The sequence below is a fragment of the Pseudomonas oryzihabitans genome (genome assembly GCF_024652905.1).
Taxonomy (GTDB): domain Bacteria; phylum Pseudomonadota; class Gammaproteobacteria; order Pseudomonadales; family Pseudomonadaceae; genus Chryseomonas; species Chryseomonas benzopyrenica.
The window spans coordinates 3,885,656-3,900,038 of the sequence record NZ_CP102428.1 but is presented as its reverse complement, the minus strand read 5'-3'; the positions used below and the strand labels follow the sequence as shown (position 1 = coordinate 3,900,038).

The window sequence follows — 14,383 nt, the reverse complement described above, 5'->3', positions numbered from 1 at the left end:
GAAAAGGCTTTCGGAATGCTCATTTACGATCTGTAAACTCCGCTTCCTCAAGCCTTTTCGCCTTGTTTGGCTCTAGCTCGCGAGATTATGAACAGGCTCTAAGTCGGCTCCGGGGGCCTCAGGGCAGGCGATACACCAGGCAGGGATTGCCGTTGAGCCGGCGCCCCAGCACCGGGGTCAGGTCGGCAAGCGGGGTACCCGCCAGCAGTTCACGGTCGTCGCGGGCGAGGATGATCCAGGCACCGGACGGCAGGTGCGCCAGGTCCGCGACCTGGGGTCGGGCGATGAAGATCGGCTGCTCGTCGTGGTCCAGGTTCATCATGTAGCGGATCGCCCAACTGTCCTGGCCGAGACCAAAGAACACCAGCGGACCCGGCTGCTGCTGACGCAGACCCTCTACCTGCTGGACGAAACCGCGGGTGTCGTACTGCAGGTCCTGGGCTGGCTCCACCACCGTGACCAGCATCAGCCACTGAGCGGCCAGCGCCAGGGCGCTCAGGGCAAGCAGCCGGCGACTGCCGGTCAGGCGCCGCCAGCCGACCAGGGCGGCGATCTGCAGCAGGACGAAGGCCGGCACCAGCAGCGCCAGGGAGACGTCCGGCCAGTAGCCGTGGCGCTGCCAGAGGTGACGGCAGACCAGCATGGCGATCAGGGCGAGCCCCGGCAGGGCTAGTACCAGCGCCGTGTAGAGCGGCGCGACCCGGCGGAACCAGCTCTCCGCACGCAGCAGGCCATGGGCGGCGATGGCGGCCAGGAAAGGCACCATGGGCACCACATAGTAGGCGCGCTTGAAGTGCGGGATGGACAGTCCGACCAGGATCAGCAGACCGCTCCCGGCGAGGCCCAGCAGCAGGCGGCGCTGGGCGGTGTGCGGCCAGGTCAGCAGACGACGGCGCTCGGCCAGCAGCACCAGCAGCGCCAGGGGCAGCACCGGCAGATAGCGATACAGCCCCAGCTGCAGATAGAACCAGAACGGCTTGCCGCTCTCGTCCAGCCGGCCGGTGACCTGCATGTGCCAGACCTCGGCGGCGAAAGCCGCCCCGCCCTCGTGATGGGCCAGCTGGATCAGCGTCCACCAGCCCAGGGCGAGCAAGGCGAGACCGGCCAGGCCATAGCCAAAGAGGCGCTGCAGGGCGAAGGTGCGGCGCGCCGGCTCGCCCCAGGCGACCACCAGCCAGTAGAGGCAGACCACGCCACAGGGCTCGATCAGCCCCAACGGGCCGCGGATGGCGAAGCCCAGGGCGAACAGCGGCAACACCAGCAGGCGGCGCAGCGGGCGGCCGTCGCGGTCGGCGCTATGGAGCAGGTAGAAGCAGAGCACCACCACCAGGGCGACCAGCTGGTCCAGGCAGACCGCGCGGGCCTTTTCCAGCCACTGCGGGGTCAGGGCCACCAGGAGCACCGTGAGCAGTGCCCAGGCGCGGCGGGTGTCGGCCAGCAGCCGATAGGTCAGCGCCAGCACCGCGGCCGAGGCCAGGGCGGTGGGCAGCACGTTGGCCAGGTGATTGGGCGCGCCGATCACCCGCGCGGCCAGCCAGCTCAGCCAGGTGGCGGTGCCGGGATAGTCCGGATAGGGCTGGCCGTAGGTGGTGGCGAAAAAGGACGGGCCATGGCGAAACATCTCGCCGAGGAAGACCGCCCAGCGACCGTCGAAGCCCTGGGGCGCCTGGTTCCAGATGCCGAGGGTGAACATCAGGGTGGCGACCACCCCGAGCAGCAGGCTTTCACGGCGCAGGCGACTGGCCGCCGGCAGCGCGTAGAGGGGCGCGCTGCGTGGGGTCAGGGGCATGGGCGAGACCATCAGGCGGCATCCACGCGGCGGGTGACCTGAGGACCGCCCAGGGCGGCGCCACGCCCGATGGCGAAGTATTCGATGCCGCGGCGCTCCATGCGCTCGGGATCGAACAGGTTGCGCCCGTCGAAGATCAGCGGCTGGTTGAGCTGGCGGGCGATCAGATCGAAGTCCGGCGCTTTGAACTGTTGCCACTCGGTGCAGATGACCAGGGCATCGGCCCCGGCCAGGGCGGCCTCGGGGGTACCCATCAGTGCCAGGCGTTCGTCATGGCCATAGAGACGCTGGGCCTCGGCCATGGCCACCGGATCGAAGGCGCGCACCTTGGCGCCGGCCGCCCAGAGGGCTTCCATCAGTACCCGGCTGGGCGCATCGCGCATGTCGTCGGTGTTGGGTTTGAAGGCCAGTCCCCAGAGGGCGAAGGTACGGCCGCGCAGGTCACCGTCGAAGTAGGTGTTGATGCGCTCGAACAGCTTGGTCTTCTGGCGCACGTTGATGGCCTCCACGGCGCGCAGCAGATCCAGCTCCACGGCGTTTTCCTCGCCGGTGCGGATCAGCGCCTGCAGGTCCTTGGGGAAGCAGGAGCCGCCGTAGCCGCAGCCCGGGTAGATGAAGTGGTGGCCGATGCGCGGATCGGCGCCGATGGCCTGGCGTACCGCCTCGATGTCGGCGCCGACGTGCTCGGCGAGTTCGGCGATCTGGTTGATGAAGCTGATCTTGACCGCCAGCAGGCTGTTGGCGGCGTACTTGGCCAGCTCGGCGCTGCGCAGGTCCATGCACTGGATGCGGTCATGGTTGCGGTTGAAGGGCGCATAGAGTTCGCGCATCAGGTCGCGGGCCACCGGCGAATCGGTGCCCACCACGATGCGATCGGGCTTCTTGCAGTCGGCGATGGCGGCGCCTTCCTTGAGGAATTCCGGGTTGGAGACCACCTCCACGTGCAGGGTGCGACCCTCTTCGGCGAACACCTCGTGGATCAGCGCGCGGACGCGGTCGCCGGTGCCCACCGGCACGGTGGACTTGTTCACCACCAAGAGCGGATCGCGGGAGACCGGCTGGCCGATCAGCGGCTCGCGGCGCAGGCGGGCGATGGTCTCGGCCACGGCGAAGACGGCGGACAGATCGGCCGAGCCATCGGCGGCCGGCGGGGTACCCACGGCGATGAATTGCACGGCGCCATGGGCCACGGCTTCGGCGGCCTCGTGGGTGAACACCAGGCGGCCAGCGGCCAGGTTGCTGCGCACCAGTTCTTCCAGACCCGGCTCATAGAGGGTCACCTCGCCACGCTTGAGCTTGTCGATCTTGGCGCGATCGATGTCCATGCACACCACCTGGTGGCCGACTTCCGCCAGCACGGCGGCCTGCACCAGACCCACGTAGCCGATGCCGAAAACGCTGATGTTCATAGGGTATTCCTCAGGGTGGGAGCGGCGCTGGCCCGGGGCCCGCCGACAAGGGCGACGCCGGCCACGACCAGCGCGACGCCCAGGGTTTTCCAGGGGGTGAAGGATTCGGCGGCGCCTGGCAACCAGACCGCGCCGAGGTGGACGAAGACATAGGAGAGGCCGAGCGCCGCATAGGCGCGGCCCAGCGGCAGACGCGCCAGGGCGGCCAACCAGGCCAGCAGCGACAGGCCATAGCAGAGGATGCCCAGGGCCAGCAGCAGACCGGCCGCGCCGAACAGCGCCGACGGCGTGCTCAGCCACGTGGCCATCGCCGGCAGCCGCACCAGGGCGGCGCGCAGAGACAGTTGCGCGAGGGTGGTGAGCAGGATGCTCAGGCCGAGCGGGAACAGGCCGTTCATAGCTGGCCCCCCAGCAGCGCGGCGCCGGCGACGATGCACAGGCAGCCGCACCAGGCGCGGGCGTCCACCGCCTCGCCGAACACCAGCCGGGCCAGCAGGGTCACCGCCAGGGTGTTGAGCGAGAGCAAGGGATAGGCGACGCCCACCGGCACCCGCTGCAGCACCGCGCACCAGACCAGCAGGGCAAGGCCCAGGCAGACCAGGGCGCCCCACAGCCAGGGCGAGCGCAGTCGTGCGGCCAGGGCGTTGCCGGCGGCCACCGCGCGCTTCTGGCCCAGTTGGCCGGCGCAGGTGAGGCCGATCACCACGGCGATCAGCAGGCCGTCGAGGGCGGTCATGGTGTCGGCCTCGGATAGACCAGCAGCACCAGGCGCTCGCTGGCGATGCTCTCGCCGGGCTCGGGCAGGCTGTCGAGCAGCTGGCGATCGCTGGGACCGTCGACCCGCAAGAGGATGGCCACCGGACCCTGGTCGCGATGGGCGGCGAGCCAGGCGGCCAGGTCGCGCTCTTCGATCAGGCGACCGCTGGCCGGCTCGCGGGCGAAGCCGTACTTGAGCTCGCCCGGACCGCCCACCAGCACCACGTCGTCGCGGTGAGTGGCCCAGGCCAGGCTAGCGGCCACGCCGAGGTCGTTGCTGACCAGCAGGCCGGCATTCTTGAAGTGGCCGAGCTGGGCCTGGATGAAGCTGCTCGGCAGCTTGTTGTCGACCAGGCTGTTGGGCAGGGCGATGGACAGCAGCGGCAGCAGCACCCAGAGCGCCAGGGCCGGCGCCAGCAGGGTGCGCCGCGGCCAGACCAGGGCGGCCAGACCGGCCAGCAGCAGCGCCAGGGGCGCCAGCAGGGCCAGGGCGCGGGTCAGGCCTTCGCCGCTCTCATAGAGGTGACCGCCATAGATCAGCAGGGCGGCAACGCCGGCCAGACCCAGCAACAGATTGCACAGGCCGTTCAGGCGCAGGGCGCCGGTGGCGCCGCGGCGGCCCGCCTCCAGCAGGGTGCGCGCCAGCAGCGGCACCAGGGCGGCCAGGGTCGGCAGCAGGTAGGTGGGCAGCTTGCCGCGGCTGAAGCTGAAGAACAGCAACTGGCCGACCACGGCGATGCCGAGGAAGGCGGTACCAGCATGGCGGCGCTCCTGCCAGGTCCGGCCCAGGGTACGTGGCAGCAGGCCGGCCCAGGGCAGGATGGCCAGCAGCAGCACCGGGCCATAGAACCAGAACGGCCGCTCGTGCTGGGCATCCTGGCCGGCGAAACGCTGGATGTGCTCGTGCCAGAAGAAGAAATTCCAGAAGTCCGCATCGCGCTGGGCCACCAGCAGCGCCCAGGGGGCGACCACCAGGATCGCCACCAGCACCGCCAGGGGACCGCGGCAGAGCAACTCGCCCAGGCGCCGCTGCCAGAGGAAGAAGGGCACGGCCACCAGCACCGGCAGCACCAGGGCGAGAAAGCCCTTGGTCAGCAGGCCGCAGCCACAGGCCAGCCCCAGCAGCGCCCACTGCACCAGGGCCGCGCCGCGGGTCGCGGCGGCCTGGGCCTGCCAGAGGGCGAGCAGCGCCAGGGCCATCCAGAAGGCGAACTGGGCGTCGAGGGTCACGTAGGTGGCCAACCCCGCCACGGCCACGCAGGAGAGATAGACCACCCCGGCGAGCAGCGCCAGCGGGCGGTCCTGCCAGATCAGCCGGGTCAGGCGCACCACCAGGGCGGCGGTGGCCAGACTGGCCAGCAGTGGCACCAGGCGCACACTGAACAGCGAGTCACCGAGCCAGGCCTGGGCGATGGCCTGGGTCCAGTAGCCGCCGATGGGCTTCTCGAAATAGGGCAGGCCGAGGAAGTGCGGCACCACCCAGTCGCCACGCCGCCAGAGCTCCTGGGCGATCTGCGCATAGCGCGACTCGTCCGGAATCCACAGGCCGCGCCAGGCCAGCGGCAGGGCATAGGCCAGCAGCGCCAGCGGCAGCAGCATCCACAGGCGGCGCCGACTCATGCCTGCACGCCCAGCCAGCCCTGGCGTCCGGCCAGGCTGCCACGCACCAGGTTGCCCGCGGGCAATTGGCGCGGATCGGCCGGCAGGCGGTCGCCCAGGGTCAGGAACAGGACACCCTCTTCCCGCGCCGCCTTGAGCAGGGCGCGAAAGTCCTCGGCGAAGGCGATGCCTTCCACCTCGGCGTGCAGGGTGTAGACGTTGAGCGCACCCGGACGGAAGCGCTTGAGCAGATAGTCGTTCCAGTCACCGGCGGCCAGCTCCGGGCCAACCACCTCGTCGAAGGTCGGCATGTCCACCGGCACCTGGGGGGTGCCGTGGCTGCCGTTGCCCAGCCGCGGGCGGAACAGCGCACTGCCGCGGCAATCGCTGTTGTACCTGAGGCCGAAGGCTTCCTTGGCCAGCACCACCCGCGGATCGGCGCGCCAGCCGGCGGCGGCGGAGCAGTCGACCCGGGCGCCGAGAATGTCTTCCAGGGCCTGCAGGCCACGGCCGAATTCCGCGCCCAGGCGCTCCAGGCTCCAGCTGCCGGTGTGGGCCTGCCAGGCATGGTGATCCCAGGCGTGCAGCCCGACCTCGTGGCCACGGGCGCGGGTCTCGCGCATCAGGTGACCGAGGTCGCGGCCGATGGGGCGGCCCGGCCAGGCGGTGCCGGCCAAGAGGATGTCCCAGCCATAGAGGCTGGCGGCCTTGGATCTGAGCATCTTCCACAGGAAGGTGGGCTTCACCAGGCGCCAGAGGTGGCGGCCCATGTTGTCCGGTCCGACGCTGAAGAAGAAGCTGGCCTTGACCCCGGCTTCGTCCAGCAGGTCGAGCAGCCGCGGTACTCCTTCGCGGGTGCCGCGATAGGTGTCCACGTCGATGCGCAGGCTGGCCGGGATCAGGGCTTTCATCAGGCCTCCCGCTGCGCCATGGCTTCGCGCAGGAAGAAGTCCAGCGTCTTGCCGACGGTGGCGGCCATGGCGGTGCTCGGCTGCCAGTCGATCAGGCGGCGGGCGTTCTCCACGCTGGGCTTGCGGTGGGCCACGTCCTGGTAACCGTCGCCGTAGAAGCTCTTGCTCTCCACCTCGCGGAAGCCGGCGAAGGGCGGGAATTCGTGGCGCAGCGGATGGGCCTCGAACTGGGCCAGCAGCTCCTCGGCCAGCTCGCGAATGCTCGCTTCGTTGTCCGGGTTGCCGATGTTGATGATCTGGCCGTCGCAGCGACCGCCCTGGTTCTCGATGATGCGGAACAGCGCCTCGATGCCGTCGTCGACGTCGGTGAAGCAGCGCTTCTGGGCGCCGCCGTCGACCAGCTTGATCGGGGTGCCTTCCACCAGGTTGAGGATCAGCTGGGTGATGGCGCGGGAGCTGCCGATGCGCGCGGAGTCCAGCCGATCCAGGCGCGGGCCCATCCAGTTGAACGGACGGAACAGGGTGAATTTCAGACCCTTGGCGCCGTAGGCCCAGATGACCCGGTCGAGCAGCTGCTTGGAGACCGAGTAGATCCAGCGCTGCTTGTTGATCGGGCCGACCACCAGGTTGGAGCGGTCTTCGTCGAAGCGCTCGTCCTGGCACATGCCGTACACCTCGGAGGTGGACGGGAAGATCACGCGCTTGCCGTATTTCACGCAGTGGCGAACGATCTTGAGGTTTTCCTCGAAGTCCAGTTCGAACACGCGCAGCGGATTGCGGGTGTATTCGATGGGGGTGGCGATGGCCACCAGCGGCAGCACCACGTCGCACTTCTTGATGTGGTATTCCAGCCACTCGGTGTGGATGGAGATGTCGCCTTCCACATAGTGGAAATTCGGATTGGCCTTGAGGCGCTCGATGGCGTCGGAGCCGATGTCCAGGCCATAGACCTCGTACTCGCCGTCTGCCAGCAGGCGCTCGGAGAGGTGGTTGCCGATGAAACCGTTGACGCCCAGGATCAGCACCCGGGTGCGGCGCTTGGCGCGGCGATCCTGGCGGTGCAGGCGGGCACCGGCCACCAGGCCGGCCTCGCGGGCCAGTTGCGGACCGGACAGATAGAGGCCGTTGTCGCCCAGCTGACCGGCCTGGATTTCCAGGACACCCTCGCCACAGGCGATGCGCAGCGGCTCCAGGCTCAGCACGCTGCCGGGGGCCTGGTCATGGCTTTCCTGACGCGCCTGGGCGCTCCAGACGATCAGCTTGCGATCACCGATCCAGCCGAAGGCGCCCGGATAGGGTTGGGTCACGGCGCGCACCAGGTTGTTCAGCTCCACGGCCGGACGGCTCCACTCCAGCTCGCCATCGGCGGCGCTGCGGCGGCCAAAGGTGGTGGCCTGGCTCTCGTCCTGCTCGCGTTCGGTCAGGCGGCCTTCGGCCAGGGCCGGCAGGCTGTCGCGCAGCAGCGTCTGGCTGGCTTCGCGCAGCTTGGCGTGCAGGGTCAGGGCGGTGTCGTCGGCGGCGATGGCGACGCGCTGCTGGGCGACGATGGCGCCGGCGTCGGCGCGCTGGACCATGCGGTGCAGGGTCACACCGGTCTCGGTCTCGCCGTTGACCAGCACCCAGTTGGCCGGGGCGCGACCGCGATAGCGCGGCAGCAGCGAGCCGTGCAGGTTGTAGGCGCCGCGCTTGGCGCAGGCCAGGACGTCGTTGGACAGCAGGTTGCGGTAGTAGAAGGAGAAGATGAAATCCGGCTCCAGGGCGCGGATGCGCTCGACCCAGATCGGGTGGTTGACGTCTTCCGGCGCGTGCACCGGGATGCCGTGGCGGGCGCAGAGCTGGGCCACCGAACCGAAGAAGCGGTTCTCGCTCGGGTCATCCGGGTGGGTGAAGACGGCGGCGATGGGATAGCCGGCCTGGATCAGCGCGGCGAGGCCGGCGCAGCCGATGTCGTGGTAGGCGAAGACGATGGCGGTTTTCATCAGGGGCTTTCCTGTTACTGGACCTGGCGCAGCGGCGCCGGCGAAGGAGAAAGGGTGGCGGCGCGGATCACTTGTTCCACGTGGAACCGGGGCCGGGCACGGACGTCGTGGTACACCCGGCCGAGGTACTCGCCGAGCAGACCGAGGCCGACGAACTGGGCGCCGGTAAAGATGAACAGCACGGCGAACAGCGAAAACACGCCATCGGCCGCCCACTCGGCGCCGTGGGTGACGCGCAGCACCAGCAGCAGCGCGGCGAAGAGGAAACCGAAGATGGCCAGGCCACCGCCGAACAGGCTGAGCATGCGCAGCGGGGTGGTGGTCATGCAGGTCAGCAGGTCGAACATCAGGTTGATCAGCTTGAGGAAGCCGTACTTGGAATCCCCGTGTTCGCGCTCGGCGTGGGCCACCTCGATCTCGGTGGTGTGGCGGGCGAAGCTGTTGGCCAGGATCGGGATGAAGGTGCTGCGCTCGTGGCAGGCCAGCATCGACTGCACCACCTGGCGACGATAGGCGCGCAGCATGCAGCCGTAGTCGCGCATGGCGACGCCGGTGGAACGCTGCACGGCGCGATTGATCAGCCGCGACGGCAGGGTGCGCAGATAGGAATCCTGGCGCTGCTGGCGCACGGTGCCGACCACGTCGTAGCCCTGGGCGGCGGTGTGCACCAGGCGCGGGATCTCTTCCGGCGGATTCTGCAGATCGGCGTCCAGGGTGATGATCAGATCGCCCCGGGCCTGCTCGAAGCCGGCGAGGATCGCCGAGTGTTGGCCGTAGTTGCGATTGAGCAGCACCGCCACGACTGGGCTGTCCGGCTCGCTGGCGGCCTGCTGCAGCAGTTCGGCGCTGCGGTCGCGGCTGCCGTCGTCGACCAGGATGATCTCCACCTGGCAATCCAGCAGGCGGCAGGCGGCGCGGGTGCGGCGCAGCAGTTCCGGCAGGCTGGCTTCTTCGTTGTAGACGGGGATCACCACGGATACCCGGTCGATGGCATAGGGCTTCATGCGCCTTTCTCCAGCAGGTCTTCGATGGCGCCGACCACGCGGTCGACGTCGGCGAGGGTCATGTCGGGAAACAGCGGGATGGAGCACAGCCGGGCCGAATTCCATTCGCTGTTGGGCAGCGCCAGCTCCGGCCAGCGCTCGCGGTACCAGGGGTGCAGGTGGGTGGCGGTGAAATGGATGCCAGTGCCGATGCCGCGCGCCTTGAGGCCGGCCATGAAGGCTTCGCGCTCCAGCCCGCAACGCTCGGGGCAGATGCGCAGGATGTAGAGGTGCCAGGCGTGGGTCTGGGCGTAGTCGGGCAGCGCCAGCGGGGCGACCGGCAGCTGGGCCAGGCGCTGGGTGTAGGCCTGGGCCAGCAGCCGCCGGCGGCTGTTGATGTCGCCCAGGCGATCCAGCTGCACCAGGGCCAGGGCGGCGTGGATGTCCGAGAGGTTGTATTTGAAGCCGGGCTCCTGCACCTGGGCCTGGGGCTTGCGGCCCAGGGCGTGACGGTCGAAGGCATCTACCGCCAGACCGTGGAATTTCAAGCGGCGCACCCGCTCGGCCAGGGTGGCGTCGTCGGTCACCAGCATGCCGCCTTCGGCGCAGGTCAGGTTCTTGATGGCGTGAAAGCTGAAGATGGCGGTGCCACGCTGGCCGATGGGCTCGCCCTGGTAGCGGGTGCCGGCGGCGTGGGCGGCGTCTTCGATCAGCGCCACGCCATGCTTGCGGGCCAGGGCGCGCAGCGGGGCCAGGTCGCAGCTGGCACCGGCGTAGTGCACCGGCACGATGGCCTTGGTGCGCGGGGTGATGGCGGCGGCCACCTGCTCGGCGGAGACCATCAGGGTGTCGCGATCGACGTCGACGAACACCGGGGTGGCGCCGATCAGGGTGATCATGTTGGCGGTGGAGACCCAGGTCAGCGAGGGGGTGATCACCTCGTCGCCCGGGCCGATGTCCAGCGCCAGCAGGGTCACGTGCATGGCGGCGGTGGCCGAGCACAGGGCCACGGCGTGGGCGGCGCCCACCGAATCGGCGAAGCGCTCTTCCAGCAGGTTGGCCTGGGGCCCGGTGGTGATCCAGCCCGAGGTCAGCACCCGGCTCACCGCGGCCACTTCCTCGGCGCCGATGCTGGGTCGGGAGAACGGCAGGAAAGGCTCGTCCAGCTGACGCGGGGCGGTGCTCTGGGACAGATCGGTCATGGCGGCTCATCCGAAGCGAGGGGCGCCGGGACAGGACAGCCGACGCGATGAGCCCAGGCTAAGGCGTCTTGCCTTACGGCCCCCTTAGCGCAACCTGACAACTGCCTGACAGCCGGTCAGCTCGCCGGCCACCCCCGTGAACCCCTTGGCAAAACAAGGGCTTAGCCTGCTACGAATGGGGTGCCGGTGGTCGGTGAGAGGCCTAGAATGCTGATCCCTGCCCCTTTGGCAGTCCCGAACCTGACACGAGAGACGACCGCGCCCATGCTGGACAACACCCTGAGCGAACTGGAAACCGCCATCCGCGACCTGCTGCAGCGCAACCAGCGCCTGACCGCCCGCACCCAGGAACTGGAGCAGGCCCTGCTGGCCGCGCGCGAGGAAAACGACACCCTGCAACTGAGTCTGCTGGAGCAGGAAGAACACGGCGCCAGCACCCGCCAGCGCGTGGAAGGCCTGCTGGCCCTGCTCTCCGCGCAGTCGGTGGAGCAGACCGTAGCCGCCGACGCCGAGCAGCGCCACGCGGCCAGCGTCGAGTGAAGACCGCAGGCGCAGGCGCCAACGACGAGGTGGAGGTGCTCGGTCGCCGCTACCGCTTCAAGGTGGCCGAAGGCGACCGCGCCGCCCTGCAACAGGCCGCCGCCCGCCTGCGCGACGAACTGGTCGCCATCCAGGGCGATCGCCGCCGCGGTGATGCCATCGAGCTACTGGTGCTGGCCGCCCTGCGCCTGAGCCTGGACACTGCCGCCGACGCCGGCGCCCTGAGCGCCCTCGACACCCGCCTCCAGGCCCTGACCGCCGAGGTACGGGCGACGCAGGAGGCCTAGCCTCATCCACAGAGGCACGCCACCCACGCCGCTCTGCCCCCTTTCCCCTGGGGAGAGGGGTGGGGTGAGGGCGCCGCTCCGCGCGAAGCCGCCGGCATACGCTCGACTCCGCCGTGTTGGGCTTCGACGATGGGGCCGTCTCAGCCCAACCTACGAAAGCCACACCGCCCTGCCCCGCTAATCTTGACCACCCCGCTGGCCCATGCGAGCTTCGGTGCCCTTCCCCTGCCCTGGAGGTCCGTCATGTCGGGTATTCGCTGGCTCGCCTTGCCGTTGTTGAGTCTCGCCCTCGGCGCCCAGGCCGCGCCGGCACCGCTGCCGGCCCTGCTGGACGCCATGGCCCAGCGCCTGACGCTGGCCGATCAGGTGGCCCGCAGCAAGCACGACAGCGGCAAGCCGGTGCTGGACGAAACACGCGAACGCCAGGTGCTGCAGGACGTCGCTCAGGCCGCGCCTGGCGCCGCCGTCTCCCCGGCCACCGCCCAGATCTTTTTCGCCGCCCAGATGGAAGCCAACAAGCTGGTGCAATACGGCCTGCTGCAGGCCTGGCGGCGCAACGAACAGCCGCTGCCCGCCAGCACGACGGACCTCACGGCACTCAGGACCCAGCTGAACGAACTCCAGGCCAGGCTGCTCGGCGGTCTCGCCGCCACCGGCGAATTGCGCGCCGCCGCGGACTGCCCGGCGCAGCTGGAGCGCGCCCTCGCCGCCCATCTCGCCGCCGCACGCCCCGATGATCTCCACCGCCTGGCCCTGGTGCGGGCGCTGGGCGATTTCTGCACCCTGCCGCGCTGAGAGCCTGTGCATAATCGGCGGCACGGCGACCGAACCGCGTTGAATCCAAGGACCCTACATGCACATCCTGCTCGTCGAAGATGACGCCACCCTGGCCGACGGTATCCGCCGCGTCCTGGAAGGCCATGGCATGCAGGTCGACCTCCTGCGCACCGGCGCCGAGGCCGACGCCTGGCTGCGCACCACCCGCTTCGCCGTGGTGGTGCTGGACATCGGCCTGCCCGGTGGCCTGGACGGCTTCGAGGTGGTCCGCCGCCTGCGCCAGCGTGGCAGCGATCAGCCGGTGCTGCTGCTCACCGCCCGCGACGCCATCGACGACCGGGTACATGGCTTCGAGGTGGGTGCCGACGACTACCTGGTCAAGCCCTTCGCCGTGCCCGAGCTGGTGGCGCGGATCAAGGCGCTGGTCCGTCGCGCCGGTGGCCAGAGCAGCGCCGACCTCACCCTTGGCGTCTTGCGCCTGGACACCGCCGCCCACCAGGCGCGCCTTGGCGACACCTCACTGGATCTCTCGGCCCGCGAGTGGGCGGTGCTCGAACACCTGCTGCGCCAGGCCGGCAAGGTGGTCTCCAAGCAGCAGATCATCGACGCCCTGGCCCCCTGGGGCAGCGAGGACCTGACCCACAACGCCGTGGAGGTCTATGTCTCGCGGCTACGGCTGAAACTGGCCGACTCCGGGGTCGGCATCCGTACCGTGCGCGGCTTCGGCTATCGCCTGGAAGAAGCCGCGCCATGACCGCCACCGCGCCCAGCCTGCGCCGGCGGCTGCTCAAGTGGCTGGTGCTGCCGGTGCTCCTGGTAAACCTCGCCGGCGCGGTGGTCAGCTATCAGTTCGCCCGCAAACCGGCGTTCAGCGCCCTGGACGGCGATCTCACCGATGCGGTGATCCTGCTGCTCGAACAACTGGAGGTGGATGGCAACGGCCGCCTGTGGCTGCCGACGGAAGCCGACTACCTGCTGCGCCACAACAGCCACGACCACGTCTGGCTGGCGGTCCGCACCCTCGATGGCCAGCTGCTGTTCGGCGATGAGGCCATGCCCGTCCAGGAGATCACCGACGAGATGCGCGACGGCCATACCACCGCCCTGCGCACCCGCATCAACGACCGCTCGGTGTTCATGGTCGGCCGCCTCGGCGCGGTAGCCGGGCAACCGGTGGTGGCCAGCGTGGCCCAGACCCTGAGTCGCCACACCGCCGCCCTGCAGCGCATGGTGCTGACCCTGGTGGCGGTGCAGATCCTGGTCGCCCTGCTGATCGCCGCCCAGTTGCTCTGGGCGGTGCGCCGGGGCCTCAAGCCCCTGGAACGGCTGGAGCGCCAGCTCGACAGCCGCCACTACGATGACCTGGCGCCACTGCGCGAAGAGGGTGCGCCTCGCGAACTGGGCACCTTCGTCACCGCGCTCAACGGCCTGCTGCTGCGCATCCGCGAGGGCGCACGCAACCAGCGCGCCTTTCTCGATGACATGGCGCACCAGTTGCGCACCCCGCTGGCCGGCATCAGCACCCTGACCCAGTGGCTGCGCCAGCGCCATGCCGGGGATGCTGAAAGCGCCGCGGCCCTGGCGCAACTCCAGGCCGCCACCGAGCGCATGACCCGCCAGACCAACCAGTTGCTGACCCTGGCCCGCGCCGCCACCGCACGCCTGGAAAGTCCGCCACGCGAACCCCTGCGGCTGGACGAGCTGATCGGCGCAGCCATGCCCAGCCAGCTGTCCCAGGCCGATGGCCACGGCATCGACCTGGGCTACGAACTGGAGCCGCAGACCGTGCAGGGCAACGCCTTTCAGCTGCGCGACCTGCTCGACAACCTGGTCGACAACGCCCTCAGATACACCCCGCGCGGCGGCCAGGTCACGGTGCGGCTGCGTGGCCAGGCCGGAGCGACGGTACTGGAGGTGGAAGACGACGGCCCGGGCATTCCCGAGGCGGAGCGCGAACGCATCTTCGAGCGCTTCTATCGCCTCGACAGCGGCATCCACGGCACCGGTCTGGGGCTGGCCATCGTCCGCGACATCGCTACCGCCCACGACGCCGGCATCGAACTGGCGACCGCAGCAGGCGGCCAGGGCCTGCGGGTGGCCATCCATTTCCCGCCCCCGGTCGTGCCGCCGGTGGAGGCTTCGTAGGTTGGG

14 protein-coding genes are annotated in these 14,383 nt (G+C 69.7%); 5 read left to right on the top strand and 9 right to left on the bottom strand.

The features are described from left to right. Nucleotides 1–118: 118 nt before the first annotated feature. From NRG74_RS18130 to arnB, 9 genes are read right to left on the bottom strand one after another with little or no spacing between them, the layout of a single operon-like run. Nucleotides 119–1,801: a glycosyltransferase family 39 protein gene (locus NRG74_RS18130; RefSeq protein WP_257704985.1), complete on the bottom strand. Its 1,683-nt coding sequence runs from the start codon at nucleotides 1,799–1,801 to the stop codon at nucleotides 119–121. Beyond that, entirely contained in the window at nucleotides 1,801–3,198 is a 1,398-nt protein-coding gene (locus NRG74_RS18125; RefSeq protein WP_257704984.1) for a UDP-glucose dehydrogenase family protein, read from the bottom strand. Before NRG74_RS18125 ends, NRG74_RS18130 begins: the two co-directional genes overlap by 1 nt. Then, nucleotides 3,195–3,596, bottom strand: coding sequence for a 4-amino-4-deoxy-L-arabinose-phosphoundecaprenol flippase subunit ArnF (gene arnF / locus NRG74_RS18120; RefSeq protein ID WP_257704983.1), 402 nt, complete (start codon nucleotides 3,594–3,596; stop codon nucleotides 3,195–3,197). The genes NRG74_RS18125 and arnF overlap by 4 nt, the downstream gene beginning before the upstream one ends. Beyond that, entirely contained in the window at nucleotides 3,593–3,934 is a 342-nt protein-coding gene (locus tag NRG74_RS18115; RefSeq protein ID WP_184289557.1) for an EamA family transporter, read from the bottom strand. The genes arnF and NRG74_RS18115 overlap by 4 nt, the downstream gene beginning before the upstream one ends. Then, entirely contained in the window at nucleotides 3,931–5,574 is a 1,644-nt protein-coding gene (gene arnT, locus NRG74_RS18110) for a lipid IV(A) 4-amino-4-deoxy-L-arabinosyltransferase (RefSeq protein WP_257704982.1), read from the bottom strand. The genes NRG74_RS18115 and arnT overlap by 4 nt, the downstream gene beginning before the upstream one ends. Further along, nucleotides 5,571–6,452, bottom strand: a complete 882-nt coding sequence (gene arnD, locus NRG74_RS18105; RefSeq protein ID WP_064307823.1) for a 4-deoxy-4-formamido-L-arabinose-phosphoundecaprenol deformylase — start codon at nucleotides 6,450–6,452, stop codon at nucleotides 5,571–5,573. Before arnD ends, arnT begins: the two co-directional genes overlap by 4 nt. A gap of 11 nt (nucleotides 6,453–6,463) precedes the next feature. Beyond that, nucleotides 6,464–8,443, bottom strand: coding sequence for a bifunctional UDP-4-amino-4-deoxy-L-arabinose formyltransferase/UDP-glucuronic acid oxidase ArnA (gene arnA, locus NRG74_RS18100; protein ID WP_437181158.1), 1,980 nt, complete (start codon nucleotides 8,441–8,443; stop codon nucleotides 6,464–6,466). Nucleotides 8,444–8,457: 14 nt separating this feature from the next. Next, on the bottom strand, nucleotides 8,458–9,447 hold the full coding sequence (arnC, locus tag NRG74_RS18095; protein WP_068384540.1) for an undecaprenyl-phosphate 4-deoxy-4-formamido-L-arabinose transferase: 990 nt from the start codon (nucleotides 9,445–9,447) through the stop codon (nucleotides 8,458–8,460). After that, complete coding sequence (gene arnB / locus NRG74_RS18090) at nucleotides 9,444–10,592, bottom strand: UDP-4-amino-4-deoxy-L-arabinose aminotransferase (RefSeq protein ID WP_257706613.1); 1,149 nt, start codon at nucleotides 10,590–10,592, stop codon at nucleotides 9,444–9,446. The genes arnC and arnB overlap by 4 nt, the downstream gene beginning before the upstream one ends. Nucleotides 10,593–10,892: 300 nt before the next feature. On the opposite strand from arnB, the gene NRG74_RS18085 reads away from it, so the two are divergent. The 5 genes from NRG74_RS18085 to NRG74_RS18065 all read left to right on the top strand — a co-directional run bounded on the left by NRG74_RS18085 (nucleotide 10,893) and on the right by NRG74_RS18065 (nucleotide 14,377). Then, a complete protein-coding gene (locus NRG74_RS18085; protein ID WP_017639267.1) occupies nucleotides 10,893–11,168 on the top strand; it encodes a hypothetical protein in 276 nt (91 codons plus the stop codon). Continuing rightward, on the top strand, nucleotides 11,165–11,455 hold the full coding sequence (zapA, locus tag NRG74_RS18080) for a cell division protein ZapA (protein ID WP_257704981.1): 291 nt from the start codon (nucleotides 11,165–11,167) through the stop codon (nucleotides 11,453–11,455). Before NRG74_RS18085 ends, zapA begins: the two co-directional genes overlap by 4 nt. 243 nt (nucleotides 11,456–11,698) lie before the next feature. Then, nucleotides 11,699–12,250, top strand: coding sequence for a chorismate mutase (locus NRG74_RS18075; protein ID WP_257704980.1), 552 nt, complete (start codon nucleotides 11,699–11,701; stop codon nucleotides 12,248–12,250). A gap of 58 nt (nucleotides 12,251–12,308) precedes the next feature. After that, entirely contained in the window at nucleotides 12,309–12,986 is a 678-nt protein-coding gene (locus NRG74_RS18070) for a response regulator transcription factor (protein ID WP_017639264.1), read from the top strand. Continuing rightward, complete coding sequence (locus tag NRG74_RS18065) at nucleotides 12,983–14,377, top strand: sensor histidine kinase (protein ID WP_257704979.1); 1,395 nt, start codon at nucleotides 12,983–12,985, stop codon at nucleotides 14,375–14,377. Before NRG74_RS18070 ends, NRG74_RS18065 begins: the two co-directional genes overlap by 4 nt. Nucleotides 14,378–14,383 lie beyond the last annotated feature (6 nt).